Annotated in this window: 17 protein-coding genes; 1 reads left to right on the top strand and 16 read right to left on the bottom strand. The window is 43.4% G+C overall.

Annotated features, from left to right (window positions below; all coding sequences use genetic code 11):
• Positions 1 to 130: 130 nt before the first annotated feature.
• The 11 genes from DDV21_RS03505 to DDV21_RS03455 all read right to left on the bottom strand — a co-directional run bounded on the left by DDV21_RS03505 (position 131) and on the right by DDV21_RS03455 (position 11,389).
• On the bottom strand, positions 131 to 1,276 hold the full coding sequence (locus tag DDV21_RS03505; RefSeq protein WP_116877873.1) for a cell division protein FtsQ/DivIB: 1,146 nt from the start codon (positions 1,274 to 1,276) through the stop codon (positions 131 to 133).
• Positions 1,277 to 2,350, bottom strand: a complete 1,074-nt coding sequence (locus DDV21_RS03500) for a UDP-N-acetylglucosamine--N-acetylmuramyl-(pentapeptide) pyrophosphoryl-undecaprenol N-acetylglucosamine transferase (protein WP_116877874.1) — start codon at positions 2,348 to 2,350, stop codon at positions 1,277 to 1,279. It lies immediately after the preceding gene.
• Entirely contained in the window at positions 2,343 to 3,707 is a 1,365-nt protein-coding gene (gene murD, locus DDV21_RS03495) for a UDP-N-acetylmuramoyl-L-alanine--D-glutamate ligase (RefSeq protein ID WP_116877875.1), read from the bottom strand. The genes DDV21_RS03500 and murD overlap by 8 nt, the downstream gene beginning before the upstream one ends.
• Positions 3,708 to 4,031: 324 nt before the next feature.
• Complete coding sequence (locus DDV21_RS03490; protein ID WP_116877876.1) at positions 4,032 to 4,283, bottom strand: DUF3165 family protein; 252 nt, start codon at positions 4,281 to 4,283, stop codon at positions 4,032 to 4,034.
• A gap of 42 nt (positions 4,284 to 4,325) precedes the next feature.
• Entirely contained in the window at positions 4,326 to 6,170 is a 1,845-nt protein-coding gene (typA, locus tag DDV21_RS03485; protein ID WP_116877877.1) for a translational GTPase TypA, read from the bottom strand.
• A gap of 515 nt (positions 6,171 to 6,685) precedes the next feature.
• Positions 6,686 to 7,720 (bottom strand): hypothetical protein, encoded by a 1,035-nt coding sequence (locus DDV21_RS03480; RefSeq protein WP_116877878.1) that lies wholly within the window; start codon positions 7,718 to 7,720, stop codon positions 6,686 to 6,688.
• Positions 7,721 to 7,741: 21 nt separating this feature from the next.
• A complete protein-coding gene (locus DDV21_RS03475) occupies positions 7,742 to 8,125 on the bottom strand; it encodes a rhodanese-like domain-containing protein (RefSeq protein WP_116877879.1) in 384 nt (127 codons plus the stop codon).
• A gap of 654 nt (positions 8,126 to 8,779) precedes the next feature.
• Positions 8,780 to 9,745, bottom strand: a complete 966-nt coding sequence (locus DDV21_RS03470) for an ROK family glucokinase (protein WP_116877880.1) — start codon at positions 9,743 to 9,745, stop codon at positions 8,780 to 8,782.
• The gene (locus DDV21_RS03465) at positions 9,720 to 9,956 is read right to left on the bottom strand and encodes a YqgQ family protein (RefSeq protein WP_116877881.1); all 237 of its coding nucleotides are present in this window, start codon (positions 9,954 to 9,956) and stop codon (positions 9,720 to 9,722) included. The genes DDV21_RS03470 and DDV21_RS03465 overlap by 26 nt, the downstream gene beginning before the upstream one ends.
• Before the next feature lie 94 nt (positions 9,957 to 10,050).
• The gene (locus DDV21_RS03460; protein ID WP_116877882.1) at positions 10,051 to 10,776 is read right to left on the bottom strand and encodes a metallophosphoesterase family protein; all 726 of its coding nucleotides are present in this window, start codon (positions 10,774 to 10,776) and stop codon (positions 10,051 to 10,053) included.
• Positions 10,777 to 10,861: 85 nt separating this feature from the next.
• Positions 10,862 to 11,389, bottom strand: coding sequence for a Dps family protein (locus DDV21_RS03455; RefSeq protein WP_116877883.1), 528 nt, complete (start codon positions 11,387 to 11,389; stop codon positions 10,862 to 10,864).
• A 111-nt stretch (positions 11,390 to 11,500) separates the two neighbouring features.
• On the opposite strand from DDV21_RS03455, the gene DDV21_RS03450 reads away from it, so the two are divergent.
• On the top strand, positions 11,501 to 12,160 hold the full coding sequence (locus DDV21_RS03450; protein WP_116877884.1) for a prepilin peptidase: 660 nt from the start codon (positions 11,501 to 11,503) through the stop codon (positions 12,158 to 12,160).
• 48 nt (positions 12,161 to 12,208) lie between these two features.
• Here DDV21_RS03450 and trpA read toward each other — a convergent pair whose 3' ends face one another.
• The 5 genes from trpA to trpD are packed head-to-tail and all read right to left on the bottom strand — an operon-like array spanning position 12,209 to position 16,541.
• A complete protein-coding gene (gene trpA / locus DDV21_RS03445) occupies positions 12,209 to 12,994 on the bottom strand; it encodes a tryptophan synthase subunit alpha (RefSeq protein WP_116877885.1) in 786 nt (261 codons plus the stop codon).
• On the bottom strand, positions 12,991 to 14,208 hold the full coding sequence (gene trpB, locus DDV21_RS03440) for a tryptophan synthase subunit beta (RefSeq protein WP_116877886.1): 1,218 nt from the start codon (positions 14,206 to 14,208) through the stop codon (positions 12,991 to 12,993). Before trpB ends, trpA begins: the two co-directional genes overlap by 4 nt.
• Positions 14,205 to 14,786: a phosphoribosylanthranilate isomerase gene (locus tag DDV21_RS03435; RefSeq protein ID WP_116877887.1), complete on the bottom strand. Its 582-nt coding sequence runs from the start codon at positions 14,784 to 14,786 to the stop codon at positions 14,205 to 14,207. Before DDV21_RS03435 ends, trpB begins: the two co-directional genes overlap by 4 nt.
• Positions 14,773 to 15,540: an indole-3-glycerol phosphate synthase TrpC gene (trpC, locus tag DDV21_RS03430; protein ID WP_116877888.1), complete on the bottom strand. Its 768-nt coding sequence runs from the start codon at positions 15,538 to 15,540 to the stop codon at positions 14,773 to 14,775. Before trpC ends, DDV21_RS03435 begins: the two co-directional genes overlap by 14 nt.
• Complete coding sequence (trpD, locus tag DDV21_RS03425; protein ID WP_116877889.1) at positions 15,537 to 16,541, bottom strand: anthranilate phosphoribosyltransferase; 1,005 nt, start codon at positions 16,539 to 16,541, stop codon at positions 15,537 to 15,539. The genes trpC and trpD overlap by 4 nt, the downstream gene beginning before the upstream one ends.
• Positions 16,542 to 16,696 lie beyond the last annotated feature (155 nt).

Raw genomic sequence — 16,696 nt, 5'->3', positions numbered from 1 at the left:
CTCACTATCTTTCCAAACTTTTTCCATACTAAAACCTGTTTAAAAAACAGAATTATTCAGAAAATATTATATCATAAAAAAACGTAAAATGTTCATATTTTACGTTTTTTGTTATATAAACTTAATCTTTTTACTGCTCTGCTTCAGCTTCCGGAACAGATTCAGCCGGAGTTTCCTGTGTATCATCGGCAGCTTCCTCTGCAGACTCTTCTTGAGTTTCAGGATTTTCGTCGGCAGTGCTTTCACCATCCTCAGGAACAGGTTCACTTTGTTCTTCTTTCGCGGTTTCAGCTGCCTCTTCAATAGCCGCTGTCGTTGCAAAAAGTCCGACTTCCATATCAATAATGCTAGGTTCGCTGAGTGTGCTTTTAATCTTACTGTAATAAGGGAGTTTTGTCTTAATTTCCGACAGCGGTACTTTAACAATATTACCGTCATACATCGTCAGGGAAAGCAAATCTGCTGTGGCCGAGGTAGCTGCAGGGTCAACGCTCTTAATGTTGCTGATCAAGTCCTTGTCCATAGATGCAAAAGTTTTCACCAAAGTCTGAATGTCATCTTTATTTTCTAAATTGATGATAAGATAATTATCAGGCAATTCTGTAATGTTGACAGCAGCAGCATGTTTACCGTTTTCCAAAATCGGCTGATAGCCGGCATCTGTCTGCATATAACCGACAACATCATACTCCTTAATTTTAATAGTGAAGATATTAGGGAAACTGTAGCTTATAGCAGCTTTTTTTACCCACATATTTGCCTGCTTGATTGCCTGTTCATAGGGAGCAGGCTGAAAGATGAGAGAAAAGAAATAGTCTGAGTCCGAAATTTTTGACTGAGCCAGAACATCTTCTTCAAGAGCATGGGTCAAGCCTTCAACATTGAGGATTTTCCTTTTGCTGTACGGAGAAATTAAAAACAAGGAGAATAAGAGAACCATTAGAGAAACAACCATCACCGGGCTGGCTTTACGCCAAGCTCTCTGTTTCTTAGTTAAATGCTTTTTGCGCTTCTGCTTAGCCTGCTTTTTTATTTGGCGTTTTTTAGCAGGTTTCTTCTTTTTTTGCTCATCAGCTGCCGGTTCTTTAGCATTTTCCTCATCTGAACCTGCGTTTAATTGTTTTCTAATCTGGGCTCTTTTTTCTTCCTGAAGTTCCTGCTTTAGCTTTTTTTTCTCTTCTTCCTCTTTCTTTTTCCTTTTTAGGAATTCGATGTTTCGTTTCTGCCATTCGGTCAGAACTGTATCATCTTTTCTTTCTTTCTTCTGTTTGGCCATTTATTTTCCTTTTGTTTTGGCATTGATATCTTGCATGAGCAAGCTGTAGAAAGCTTCTGGTGATTTGATTTCTCCGGAAGCTGCCATTTTTTCTTGATAAGCTGCCTTCTCAGCAAGCAGCACATCCACTTCAGTTTTTAAATTAGAAAAATTCAAATCATTCTCAGCTAATTGCCTAGCATAACCTTTTTTTTCAAAATAAGCCGCATTTTCCAGCTGATCCCCGCGGCTGGCTTCTTTACCAAGCGGAACAATTAAATGCAGCTTTTGCAGAGCCAATAGTTCAAAGAGCGTATTAGAACCTCCGCGTGTCACAACTACATCTGATAAAGACAGCAAAGGCTGATAAAGGTCGGTCACATAGTCTATCCGATAAAGATTTTTTGTCAGTGTGTTGAGATTTCTGTCGCCGGAAATATTGATGATATTATAGTTATCAGTCAGTTCCGGCGTCTGACTGATAAAATCATTAAATACTTTAGCTCCAGCAGATCCGCCAATGAAAAGAAGGGTCTTGAGCCGAGAATCAAACTGCAGCCGAACATCCGTCAGTCTGTCAGCTGATTCTTCTTGTTTGTTAACCTTGGTAACAGCCCCCACATGTTTTACCTTGTCTAAGGATACAGCCTGCTCAAAGGTGGTATACATTGTCGTTGCAAATTTATAGGCAATTTTATTAGCCAGGCCCATCGATAAGTCTGACTCATGAATAAAAACAGGAACCCTCAGAACTCTGGCAGCAATAACAGGCGGAACCGACACAAAACCGCCTTTAGAAAAAAGGGCTTGCGGACGAATTTTAGCTAAGATGAACAGAGACTGCAGAATACCAAAAATCACTTTAAAGATATCTGCCACATTCTGCCAAGAGAAATAGCGGCGCAGCTTTCCTGTCGCAATAGCATGAAAATGGATAGCTAAACCGGCCTGTTTAATCTGCTCATACTCTGTCCCTTTTTTATCACCGATATAGTGAATCTCCCAGCCATCCTCCAAAAATCTGGGAATAAGAAGAAGGTTTAAAGTCACATGACCCACTGTTCCGCCGCCCGTAAAAACTATTTTTTTAGTCATGAGCCTTCTCCTTCAGTGCTGTGTAGGCAGAAATAAATTCATCGCCGCGTACTTCAAAGTTTTTATACATATCCCAGCTGGCATTTGCTGGACTGAGGAGAATTAAGTCATCTGGCTGAGCAGCAGCAAAGGCTAAGTCCGCAGCTTCTTTGACATCTTTAGCATCAAGCCAGGAAACACCGGCTTTAGTTGCTGCACGTTTAAGACGTGGCGCAGATTCTCCCAAAATAATCATCTTTTTCAATCCTGTGATATCCGGCACCAGCTCATCAAACTCATTACCGCGGTCCAGTCCGCCCGCAATGAGAATAACCTTTGCATTGTCAAAACCGGAAAGTGCTTTCTGTGTCGCTAAAATATTAGTTGACTTACTGTCATTGTAGAACTTAACACCATTAACATCGCCTAAGAACTGCAGGCGGTGCTTCACCCCATGAAAGCTGCTGAGGCTTTCCTGAATAGCTTTATCATCAATGCCAGATAGTTTAGCAGCAGCGATTGCAGCTAAAGCATTCTCAATGTTATGTTCCCCCGGGACACCGACAGCATCGGCAGGCATAACCGCCTCTCCTCTAAAGCAAAGCATTCCTTCTTCCAAGTAAGCACCATCAACTTTTTCCTTAGTCGAAAAAGGCACTACACTCGCCTGCGTTTTTTGTGCAAATTCCTTTGCCAGTTCCTGATTAAAATTGAGAACCAAGAAATCAGAAGGCCCCATCTGTTTTTGAATACGCCATTTGGCAGCCGCATAGTCTGCAAAAGACCCATGATAATCAATATGTGTAGGCAGCAAATTCGTAATAACAGCAATATGAGGATGAAATGCCTTTGTCCCCATTAACTGAAAGCTGGAAAGTTCCATAACCAGCGTATCATTTTCTTCTGCGGTCCGTACAACTTCACTTGCAGGAAAACCGATATTCCCAGACAGAAGCCCGTTAACGCCGCCCTTATTTAATACATCGGCAATCATTGTTGTGGTTGTCGTTTTACCGTTTGAACCTGTTATTCCAATAATTGGTGCTTCTGACACAAGATAAGCCAGTTCAACTTCTGTAATTACAGGCATGTTCTTATCGAGAGCCCGTACCACCATCGGATTGTCATAGCGGATCCCAGGATTTTTAACCATCAATTCAAAATTTTCATCTAGCAGTTCAAGCGGATGGCTCCCGCAGATAACTTTAATGCCTTCTTCCAGCAGTGTCTGAGCAGCTGGATTCTCATCAAAAGGCTTCCCGTCGTTAACTGTGACAATCGCCCCTAATTCAGCAAGTAAACGCGCAGCCGCTTCACCGGAACGTGCCAGACCAAGCACCAGTACTTTTTTGTTCGCAAACTGTCTTATCTTTTTCATAGTTTATCCAATTCCATTATTTTATCTCTATTATTTTAACCTTATTTAAGGGGATTTTCAAGATTTTAAGAAAGACTGCCGCAGCAGCAGAACTATCAATCGTTTTAAACAATCATTCTTTTATATTTTTGCTGCCAGAGTGTCTGTCTTAAGCTCCAACTATACAGCAATCACCCTCTGTTCTGGCAGTTTTTACAGCCTTAGCTTCTCTAACTAAAAAGGCTTGTTTCAGGAGTCTGAAACAAGCCGGCAGCCGGTTCGGCTGATAAAGGCCGTTTTACAAGCCGAAAAAGGTCAAAGGTGCTTTTTTCGATACCTTAAATTCTATTTTTTAGGTTTTTTCGGTGCCAGATTCCATATATCTTTAAAAGCAAAATAAGCTAACAGCACCATTCCGATCGTCACAAAAATCTCCGGCGGAAACTGAATAATCTTGATGAAACTCATGACAGCCAATGTAAGCAGCAGAACAACTGAAGCAGCCAGACCGATCATATTCAGCGTGTTCCTTATGGTTTTGGGGGCCATAAAAAAATAGTACAAAACAACTAAGATAGCAATAATCAAATAAAACATCGGCGCCTCCCAATCTTCTTACCCTGATTCTTAATGTCAGTCCTACTCTTCTGCTGCTTTTTTCTTTTTGGCAGCCTTGGCCCGCTGATTTTTGTCCAAAATCTGTTTGCGCAATCGAATAGACTGAGGCGTCACTTCCATATATTCATCATCATTGAGAAATTCAAGGGATTCTTCCAGCGTTAAAATACGCGGTGTCTTTATTACAGCCGTCTGATCTTTTGTAGCAGAGCGGACATTAGTCATTTGTTTAGCCTTGGTGATGTTGACCGTTAAATCATTGTCTCGTGAATTTTCTCCGACAATCATTCCTTCATAGACTTCAGTCCCAGGATTAACAAAGATTGTTCCCCGTTCTTCAACAGACATAATCGCATAAGTTGTTGCCTTGCCAGCATCAATTGAGACCAGAGCGCCGCGGTGGCGGCCGCCTATTTCAGCCTTAATAACCGGCAAGTACTGATCAAAAGTATGGTTCATAATGCCGTAGCCGCGTGTCATAGACAGAAATTCAGTCGGGTAGCCGATCAGCCCGCGGGCCGGAGCAAGGAAAATCAGCCGTGTCTGTCCATTACCTGTTGACTGCATATCCAGCATTTCTCCTTTGCGCTCTGAAAGCGACTGGATAACTGCACCCTGATATTCTTCCGGTGTATCAATCTGCACACGCTCAAAAGGCTCCATTTTTACACCGTCAATCTCTTTGATAATCACTTCCGGACGGGAGACCTGAAGCTCATACCCTTCACGCCGCATTGTTTCAATGAGGATAGACAGATGGAGTTCTCCCCGGCCGGAAACAATCCATTTATCAGGTGAGTCGGTTGCTTCAACACGAAGAGAAACATCTGTCTGAAGCTCAGCCAAAAGACGTTCTTCAACCTTGCGTGAAGTCACAAACTTCCCTTCACGGCCAGCAAAAGGAGAATTATTAGCCAAGAATGTCATTTGAAGGGTCGGCTCATCGATATGCAGAACCGGCAGAGGTTCAACCGCATCTGACGGCGTAATGGTTTCACCGACAAAAATGTCCTCCATACCTGAAACGGCAATTAAATCGCCGGCTTTAGCTTCCTGAATCTCACGGCGTTCCAGACCAAAGAAACCAAAAAGTTTTGTCACACGGAAGTTCTTCCTTGTTCCATCCAGTTTTGACAGCGTGACTTGGTCACCAACTTTTACAGTTCCCCGGAAGATACGGCCGATACCGATACGGCCGACAAAATCGTTATAATCAAGCAGGGATACTTGAAACTGCAGCGGCTCCTCAGAATTATCAGCCGGAGCAGGGATACGCTCAATAATGGTATCAAAAACAGGGACCATCGTATGTTCCTGATCGGCGGGATCATCTGAAAGGGATGATGTCCCATTGATAGCTGAAGCATAGACAACAGGGAATTCCAATTGGTCATCATCTGCTCCCAGTTCAATGAACAGCTCAAGAACTTCATCAACAACTTCTTCCGGACGCGCAGATGGTTTGTCAATTTTATTAACAACAACAATAGGCGTTAAATTCTGCTCTAAAGCCTTCTTTAACACAAAGCGCGTTTGCGGCATTGTGCCTTCATAAGCATCAACAACAAGAACAACTCCGTCCACCATTTTCATGATTCGCTCAACTTCGCCGCCAAAGTCAGCATGCCCGGGAGTATCCATAATATTGATACGCACACCATTGTAAGCAACAGCCGTATTTTTGGCTAAAATGGTAATCCCGCGTTCCTTTTCCAAATCGTTAGAGTCCATGGCCCGCTCTTGCAGTTCCTTACGCTCGTCAAGCGTGTGGGATTGCTTTAATAATTCATCAACAAGTGTTGTTTTTCCATGGTCAACGTGTGCAATAATAGCAACATTGCGTATATCGTCTCTTATTTTCGTCATCTTATAAGATGCACAAACCTAAAGGCTGAATCAAAACAAAATTTAGAAATGTCCTTTTTGAAACGGCATCTAGGCTGTACAGGCCCTTCCTTTTATTCTTAACTTATGAATTATACCATAAAATCGCTCAAAAAACAGAAGAAAGCTGATTGTAAATGTTTTCAAATGTAGTCGAACCGGTTGATGAATGGACTGAAGACGGCCTAAAAGCTCGGAAAAAGAGATACAAACAGTTGGAAGTATCAGCGACTTACGAGTGCGACTGCTCTGTGAGCATAAAACTTCCTAGAAACTAAAGTTTCTGCGTCAGTTTTCCTATTTTTGCTGTGAGCTTTTAACGGCCTTTGTATCTTAATGGAACTGAACACGGCCTAAACGCTGCGAGAAAAAGACAGCCCTCCCTGGAGTCTTTAGTGACTCGGCGGTCAGGCTCCTATTTTCTCTTTGCGTTCTTAACGGCCTTTGTATCTTAATAAAAAAACTAACTTGAATCATTTCAAATTAGTTTTCAGTTATTATTCACTGTAAGTTGTACTTACGACGGCCCAGTCAGTCGCTTCAAGTGTGCCCTGTTCAAGGTAGCCGTCAGCATTAACACGGTAGAGAGCAATTCTCTCGTCCGCCGCACTCTTTTTACGGACACTCGCATAAACCAGCTGATCGTTATAGAGCTTCACATTAACAAAGTAATCATTTTTTTGGGCATTCGACAATCGGTTCTGCGAAGCAAAAACAGAGAGAACCCAGTACTGGACCTGCTCCTTCTCTAAATCAGTTGTATCAACATAAGATGAAGCTGTCTTTTTTTGACCTCGGGTCATTTTAATATCAGTCTTCACCGTGTAGGTGAAATCCTCCTCTATTGTACTCCATAATTGCGGATAAACCGTATCGCCATTGATATAAATTCCTGTGGCGTATCTTAACGGATGTCCAGCAGTGCCGGTTCCCCCAATTCCGCTGAATATCAAAGAAGATGCCAGCTCACTTCCGCTAGCCGGATAAAAGCGGTAGACATTAGGAGCCAGTTCTTCATAACGGATAATCTCTTCTGACATAACATAGTTATCCTGCGTTTTAGTGATGATACCGTCTTTACTGATAGTCAGAATAACACCGCCATAATCACCTGTCGTCCACGTCCCAATAAGTTCAGCGGGCAGCCGGTCAGATGCCTGAGCCTTGGAAGAAGCGGATGCAGCTGATGATGACGAATTTGAAGAAACAGCCTCGGAAACTGTACTGCCTGACTGTGCCCAGCTTTTTTGGCTGTCAGCTGTATCCCTGTTAAAACTCAGAAAGAGATACAGAGCTATCAAAGCCAGAAAAATAAGCGGAGCCAGCAGAAGCCTTTTCATAAACTGCCGCCGCTTATTTTCTCGGAAGCGTTTGACATAAATAGCCCGCAGAGCTTCCAATTTTTTTCTTTCATCAGGGTCTGCTGTCTGACTCAATTCCAAATCAATTTGGAAAATTTGTTTATCTATATTTTTGGTTTTTAGGGCATCCTTATCAATATGATTTTCCAACTTCATTTTTTCAGCGCTCATTTCCGTTATCTATGATAAGGATTAGTTTTCCTTAGTTTTTCCAGTCCAATAGTCAAATCCATCCTGCAGAACATAAAGATCAGTGTAACCTGCTTTTTTGAGTTTTGTCAGAACGCGCGGCAGAGCAGAGCTTCTGCTGGCATCGTAAATCAAAACCGGCTTGTCTTTACGGAGTGCCGAAAGTGATGCCTCAAGCTGCGCCGCCGGCAGATTGCGGGCCCCTAAAATATGTTTGCTGCGAAAAGCGGCAGGCTCACGAATATCAACCAGCTGAGCACCATGTATTAATGCTTCAAACTCAGCATTGCCCACAAATTTAGCTGCCCTGCGAACTCGAAAATAATTCCAAGCCATCCAACCCAAAAAAAGCAACAGAACAACAATTACAAAAATCCAAGATTCCATCCAAACTCCTTTACACAAGATACAAAGGCCGTTAAGAACGCAAAGAGAAAATAGGAGCCTAACCGCCGAGTCACTAAAGACTCAAGGGAAGGCTGTCTTTTTCTCACAGCGTTTAGGCCGTGTTCAATTCATCAAGATACAAAGGCCGTTAAGAACGCAAAGAGAAAATAGGAGCCTGACCGCCGAGTCACTAAAGACTCAAGGGAGGGCTGTCTTTTTTCTCACAGCGTTTAGGCCGTGTTCAATTCATCAAGATACAAAGGCCGTTAAGAACGCAAAGAGAAAATAGGAGCCTGACCGCCGAGTCACTAAAGACTCAAGGGAGGGCTGTCTTTTTTCTCACAGCGTTTAGGCCGTGTTCAATTCATCAAGATACAAAGGCCGTTAAGAACGCAAAGAGAAAATAGGAGCCTGACCGCCGAGTCACTAAAGACTCCAGGGAGGGCTGTCTTTTTCTCGCAGCGTTTAGGCCGTGTTCAGTTCCATTAAGATACAAAGGCCGTTAAAAGCTCACAGCAAAAATAGGAAAACTGACGCAGAAACTTTAGTTTCTAGGAAGTTTTATGCTCACAGAGCAGTCGCACTTGTAAGTCGCTTAAGGCTTCCTACGATTGCGTCTCTTTTTTGCAAAGAGCTTAGGCCGGATTTCTTTTATCAAGCAAACTGGCTGGCTAGGCTGGCCGCACCAATAATACCAGCATCGTTGCCTAATTCAGCAATTTTAATTTTAGTTGATTTTTTCACTTGCGGAAAAGCAAATTTAAGAAAATAGGTTTCAATCCGATAGCGTAAAAATTCACCAGCCGCTGAAACACCACCGCCAATGACAATGGAGTCCGGATTTAAAATATTGGCAATATTGGCCGCAGCCAGTCCTAAATAAAAACCAACTTTTTCGACAACTGAATCAGCAAAGCTGTCCCCTTCTTCTGCGGCTGTAAAGATATCCTTGCTGGTCACCTCATCACCATTGTCAATCGCCGCCTTAACAGCAGAATCACCCTCATAGCTTTCTGCCATATAGCGTGCCAGACGCACCACACCCGTTGCTGAAGCTACTGTTTCCAAGCACCCTTCATTGCCGCAGGTACAGGGAAAACCGTTCTCTGCTTCGACGATGATATGACCGATTTCTCCGCCAGCTCCGGCAACCCCATGGATCAGGCTGCCATCAGCGATAACGCCGCCGCCTACGCCTGTGCCAAGCGTCACAAAAACAACATCCGGATTATTAGCCCCGGCTCCGACCCAGCGTTCTCCCAAGGCAGCAACATTGGCATCATTGTCAATGGCAAAAGGAATACCTAACTCTTTCTCGATAATGGAACCAATTTCCTGTGTTTTGGCCCAGTTAAGATTAAAAGCTCCGGTAACCGTTTTGCTGTCTCGATCAACGGCTCCCGGCGACCCCATACCAATTCCGATAAAATCAGACTTGCTTAGACCATAAAGTGCCAAACGGTGTTTAAGTGAAGCGACGATATCCGGAACAATATGCCTGCCGTCTTCCAGAATATTTGTGTCAATCGCCCATTTTTCCTGAATTTCCCCGTCCAGAGTTAAAATCCCAAATTTGATGGTTGTTCCGCCAAGATCAATACCCAAAAGTTTTTGACTCATTTTTTCTTTCCTTTTCTTTTTCTAACTCTAATCTGTGTTCACGCCGCAGAATCAGTTCCGCCTGCAGGTAATCGTCTTTTTCAATCAAGCCATTATCATAGAGCTTCTCTAATTCGATTTTCATAACCTCAATGTCATATAGACGTTTGCCGATATAAACATAGATGTCAAAATTTTTTAACAGCTGCTGCACATCATAAAGTGTTTTCATATCAAAATTTTAGCAAAAAAAAAGCCTGTTTTCAAGGTGGATAAAGGTTTATCCGCTAAAAAATCAGACTTTTCTCATATTATCCGGCTTACAGCTAAGAGAGGTGATAATTTTTGCTGAAAATTTGGTAGTCAGCTTGCAGCCTGCCGTCAGAAATAACCACCCCGTGCAGTGAGCCGCCGTAAGCAGCTCCGCCATCAATGTTGAGTTTATTGTTATGATACCATAAATGCGTCTGGCCGGTATTTTGATGAAGATAAGGAAGCGGTGTGTGGCCAAAGATAGTAAGCTTATCTAAAGCAGCATCTTTAGCAAAAAATTCTTCGCGTGACCAGATGAAATCATATCTGGAACTTTGACGCCAGTCCGCTAAATCAAGATTGACACCCGCATGTACACAGAGACAGAAGTCGCTTTCATAGTACAAAGGTAAATTTTTTAAAAACAGCAGTAAGTCAGAGTAATCCTTTTCAAACAACTGAGCTATTTCCTGAGGGGATTTTTCTGCTAAAATGCCCTGATAAAAGAAACTCTCTATAGTAGTGCGGCCGCCATTTAAAAGATAAAGACCGATTTCTTTCTTGGGATCAGCCAACCAATTCAGCAGCATGTCCTCATGATTGCCACTGACACAGACAGCTCCTGCTGTCTGAACCAATTCATAGACTTTTAAAAAACAGTTCTTAGGATCCGGCCCTCGGTCACCTAAATCTCCCAGAAAGACCAGCTGTTCGTCTGCCGGATTCCAATGACGGAGCAGTTCTTCAAGCATAGCATATTCTCCGTGGACATCCCCTATAATAAATAATTTTTCTTTCACAATTAAAACCTCCCCTCTTTTATAAGTATTCCTAGTACTAGTATACTACAAGGGGAGATTAACTTCAGTTATTTAGCGGTATTAATTATTTTTTTGAGGCCTGTCCGCGCTCAGCCTGAAGCATCCAGATGGTTTTATCAGCATCTGCCTGCGCTGCTGTAAAGAGATCATTAGTCGGTGCATCACCTTCTTCATCAGTGATATCAAGACCCACTTGATAAAGGTTAGAAAGGTAAGTATATACCTCAACCAGTTTCGCCAGATGGTCATCCATCGTTTGATCAAAACTGCCTTGATTTTCTTCCAGTTTAGAGTAGTCAGCAAATTCCTGCAATGTCGAATAAGGAGCGCCGCCAATGGTAATCAAGCGTTCACTCATTTCGTCAAGATGGTCATTGAGGCTGTCCATGAGCTCATCCATTTTTGGATGCAGGTAGTAAAAGCCCGGTCCCCGCATATACCAATGAACTTGATGTACAATCGAAGCAGCCGTAGATAAATCCGCTACAGCCTGATTCAGCACTGCTTTTGTTTTCTCATTGCTGGAAGCTTCTTGATTTGAAATACTGTGTGTGATGGATGTATAAAGACTTTGAATCGCTGTTTGAGTCATAACAATTACCTCGCTTATTTAGAATGATTATTATTTCCTATACTTCTATTTTAGAACGTCAGCAAATAAAAAACAAGCATTTTGTTTATCTTTAATTACGAATAAGGAGATATGAAGACTTTTTTATATTTCTTTTTAGGTGCCAGCATCGCCTCTTTTTTAGGGGTAGTTATCAAGCGTTTTCCCAATGAATCAATTATTGTTCCCAGGAGTCGCTGCGACAGCTGCGGCCAAACTCTGTCACCCAGAGATTTAGTCCCTCTTGTTTCACAGATTGTCAACCGTTTTCGCTGTCGTTTCTGCAAAAGCAGAATTTCATTTTGGTACTGTTTTTTCGAGGGAGCCTGCGGATTAGCCTTTATTTTATGGAGTGCAGGACTGCTGACCGCAGAACAGCTGCTGTTGCTTATTTTCAGCTGTGTACTCAGTATTTACGATATCAGGGAACAGTCCTATCCTTTACTCATTTGGGGATGTTTTGTTCTGCCTCTTTTATATTTCGGCGAGTGGAATATCTGGGCTGTCAGCCTCTTTCTTTTGGGAATTGCGGGCAGCTTCATCAATATGAAGATGGGAAGCGGCGATTTTCTGTACTTAGCTGCGCTGGCTCTGGCAGTAGACAGCCAAAAAATCTTATGGATTATCCAATTAAGCAGCCTATCGGGAATCTTCTTTATGCTTTTTTTCTGTAAACAGAACAAAGCTATCCCCTTTGTTCCTTTTTTAGCAACTGCTTATCTGCTGTTAACAGCATGGGAACTGATTTTCTAGCTTAAAGCAATCTTATGAACGGTCTTGCCATCTCACACACCCCTGCTGTTAGTGATTGCTGCCGTAGACCGCCTGCCGGATGAAAGAGCTCAGGTCTGCTTCTTGCCCCAGATGAAGATCCCTGACAATTTTACTTCCGACAATAACACCATCAGATACTCGATTAAACCGTTCAACATCCGCTAATTCCGAAACACCGAATCCTGTGAGTACTGGGATGTCAGCTATAGCAGAAAGTCTGCTTAAATGATTATCCAGATTGTCCTGATATTTCTGACCAGTTCCAGTAACACCGTTAACAGCAACCGCATAGATAAAGCCTTCTGCATCCTTAATCAATTTCTTTTGACGCTCCAGTCCCGTTGTTAAAGAAACAAGGGGAATCAGAGCAATATCGGTATCTTCCAAAAAAGGGCGGACAAAATCCTCGTGTTCATGCGGTAAATCGGGAATAATAAGCCCTTTAACATCTGTTGAAGCTAGATTATCAATAAATTTTTTAACACCGTATTGAAAGACCGGATTGAAATAGGTCATAATAACAAGAGGAACAGGGCTTGTTTCCTCCTGAAGCTTCTCAACAACAGCGGTTAAACTGACCCCTTTGGCTAAACTGCGCTGCCCAGCTGCTTCAATAACCGGCCCGTCGGCGACTGGATCAGACCAAGGAATCCCAACTTCAATAGCTGAAGCACCATTTGCAGCCAAAAAATGAACAGTTGCAGAGAGACCTCCGAGTCCTTGTTCGTGATCTCCCGCCATGATATAAGGAACAAAGAGCCTCTGACCTGCTGCTTGTATTTTTTTAAAATGTTTTGTCAGTGTTTTTGTCATGCTTTTTCTCCTTCTGATGCAGCTTGTCCCAATCGTTTTTGAACTTGCGATACATCTTTATCGCCTCGGCCTGACAGACAGACAATGATAGATTTATCAGGACCGAGCTCTTTAGCCACTTTTTGAGTTAAGGCAATCGCATGACTGGATTCCAGAGCCGGGATAATCCCCTCTAAGCGGGACAGGAGCTGAAAGGCCTCTAAGGCTTCTTCATCTGTCACTGCAGCATAACTTGCCCGTCCTATTGCTTTGAAATAAGAATGTTCGGGGCCGACACCCGGATAGTCAAGACCTGCTGAAATAGAGAAAGCCTCCATAATCTGTCCATGTTCGTCTTGCAGGACATCCATCAGAGCCCCATGCAGAATACCGGGGCGGCCTTTAGCAAAAGTGGCAGCATGCCGGTCTGTGTCCAGCCCTAATCCAGCTGCCTCTGCACCATACATAGCTACAGAAGTATCATTAACAAAAGGGTAGAAGAGCCCGATAGCATTGGAACCTCCTCCGACACAGGCTAAAACTGCATCTGGCAGTTGACCGCCGGACACAGCAGCAAACTGCTTTTTAGCCTCACTGCCAATCACGGACTGCAAATCACGGACAATTTCGGGAAAGGGCGCCGGTCCAAGAGCAGAGCCCATGATATAATGAGTATCGTCAATATTGGTCACCCAACTGCGCAGGGCAGCATTGACAGCGTCTTTAAGAACACGCGATCCGTCTTTGACAGCATGTACTTCGGCTCCAAGCAGCTCCATACGGAAAACATTCAGTGCCTGGCGTTTGACATCTTCCTCTCCCATATAAATGGTGCATTTCATATCAAAAAGTGCTGCCGCTGTAGCCGTTGCAACACCATGCTGACCCGCACCGGTTTCAGCAATAATTTTCTTTTTGCCCATGCGCTTAGCAAGAAGGACCTGCCCTAGAGCATTGTTAATCTTATGGGCGCCGGTATGATTAAGGTCTTCACGTTTAAGGTAAATGTTAGCCCCGCCGATATGCTGCGTTAAGCGCCCTGCATAATAGAGCGGCGTTTCCCGGCCAACATAATCCTTTAAAAGAGCGGTCAGCTCTTTCTGGAAGGAAGGATCTTCTTTAGCCTCTCGGTAAGCCTGATCCAGTTCAATAACTGCTGTCATCAATGTTTCTGGGACAAACTGGCCGCCAAAATTTCCGTAAAACCCTTTTGTATTCGGTTGCTTGTAAGTCATGTTTTCACCCTTTCTATAAATAATTTGATTTTTTCGGTATCTTTATGTCCCTGACTCTCGACACCGCTGGAAACATCTACAGCATAGGGATGGAACAGATGAATCGCTTCCCTCACATTTTCACTGTTAAGACCTCCTGCGATGAAAAAGGGACGGCTGATTGTTTTATCCTGCAGTTTTTCCCAATCGAATGTCTGACCGGAACCGGCGACAGGAGCGTCTAATAGTAGGTAATCTGCCTGTCCGTCAGGCAGCAGCACATTATCTTTGACCTGCAGAGCCCGAATTACAGGAACGGAAATCCTTTTAACAGCTGTTTCAGAGAAATTGCCGTGAATCTGCACCATATCAAGCGGAACTGCCTTGATAAACTTTTCTAAAAGTTCGCAGCTCGGACTGACAAAAACTCCGACCTTTTTAACGATTTCGGGAACTAATTGTGCCAAATAATGTGCCTGTTCCAAACTAACCTGACGGCGGCTGGGTGCAAAAACAAAACCAACATAATCGGCGCCGGCTTCTACGGCACTGATAACACCTTCTGACGTAGACAAGCCGCAAATCTTAACTTTTGTCAATCTTTAAGTCCCCCATCTTTTCTGCTATATTATCTGCCTGCATCAGCGCTGTTCCAACCAAGATTCCGTTAAAATAAGGGGCCAAAACAGCTGCATCCTCTTTGGTAAAAATAGCTGATTCAGAAATATAAACACTGTCAGCTTTAAAATGGGCTGATAAAGACAGGCTGGTATTGATATCTGTTTCAAAAGTAAGCAGGTTGCGGTTATTAACACCTATGATTCGCGCCTCGAGCTGGTGGGCGGCTTCCAGTTCAGCGAGATTATGAGTCTCTACCAAGACTTCAAGTCCGATTCCGTAAGCAAAATCATAAAGTTCCTTAAGACGCTTTTGGCTCAGGGCGGCTACAATCAGTAAAATAGCTGTTGCACCAGCATTGCGGGCACGAATAATTTGCTTTTCATCGATGATAAAATCTTTAGCTAATGTCGGAATCGCCACCTGGTCTGAAATAATAGCCAAATCATCAATCCTGCCTTTAAAGAAAGATTCATCTGTCAAAACAGAAATCATAGCGGCACCTGCTCTTTCATAGCTTTTAGCCTGAGACAGAACATCCACTTTTACATTAATATCTCCCATACTGGGACTGGCTTTTTTCACCTCAGCAATAACCTGCAGCCGATCCCCATGTGTCTTAAAATAATCATAAACACTGTAAGTCCTGCGCATGGGCTGAAGCTCTTCCATAGCAAGCTGGCTCACCTCTTGTTTTTTCTGTGCTAAAATGTTCGTCAGAAATTCTTTCTTCATACCTGCACCTCCTGAAGCTGGCGAAGTTTTGCCAACGCCTGTCCCTCAGCAATAAGCTGACGTGCAAGCAAGACACCATCCTTAATAGAAACTGCTTTCCCATTAGCATAAAAGGCTAAACCGGCATTAAGAACACTGGTTTCAAGATAGGGACTGGCTTCATTTTGTAAAACGCTCAGCAGAATTCGGGCATTTTCTTCAGCATCCCCGCCCTTTATAGCCTGAAGCTCCACCTTTTCCATCTGTAAATCTTGATAGTTGAAAGTCCCTTGACTGATCCTCCCTTTGTCAAGCAAAGTATAAGTGTTGATTCCATAAAGCGCGGCTTCATCCATATTATCAGGGCCTGTGATAACAACAGCCCGTCTGCGGCCCAATTTATGCATAACCAGAGCTGCGGTCTCCTGCAGTTCTGGACGGTACAGACCCATAAGCTGTGTCTCTAAGTCAAGCGGATTGGCCAAGGGGCCAACCAAGTTCATAATTGTTGGAATACCGAGCTCCTGACGGGCCGGGCCGATATAGCGCATTGCCGGATGCATAGTCTGGGCAAAGATAAAGGCCAGTCCTACCTGATTTAAAGCTTTTGCCAAAACATGAGGTTCGGCAGCAACATTTATCCCCAAAGCTTCGAGAACATCGGCCGAGCCTGCTTTCGAAGAGATTGATCGATTCCCAGCTTTAGCTACACGAATGCCTGCGGCAGCCAAAATAAAGGAAACTGTTGTCGAGATGTTAAAGCTATATGACTGATCGCCTCCGGTTCCACAGTTGCACATGGCATCATCAAAGGTCTGCGGCAGTTGCCTTGTATGTGTTTTTAGCGCCTTGACTATCCCTGTGATTTCCGAAGCAGTCTCTCCTTTAATTTTCAGCCCCAGCAGGAAAGCAGCAATCTGCGCCTGTGAAACACTTCCTTCCAAAATATCTTCAAAAACTTGCTGCATCTGTACTTCATTCAAATCTTCCCTCGCAGCCAGCTGTTCAAAAACCTCTTTCATTAACACACTCTCCTTACTTAAGATACAAAAGCCGTGAAAAACTCACAGCAAAAATAGGAAAACTGACAAAGAGTCGCTAAACTCTAGAAAGTTTTATGCTCACAGAGCAGTCGCACTCGTAAGTCGCTTAAGGCTTCCTCGATTGCGTCTCTTTT

This window comes from Streptococcus chenjunshii, from assembly GCF_003086355.1.
In the GTDB taxonomy this organism is placed as follows: Bacteria; Bacillota; Bacilli; order Lactobacillales; family Streptococcaceae; genus Streptococcus; species Streptococcus chenjunshii.
This window is presented reverse-complemented; position numbering and strand designations above follow the sequence as displayed.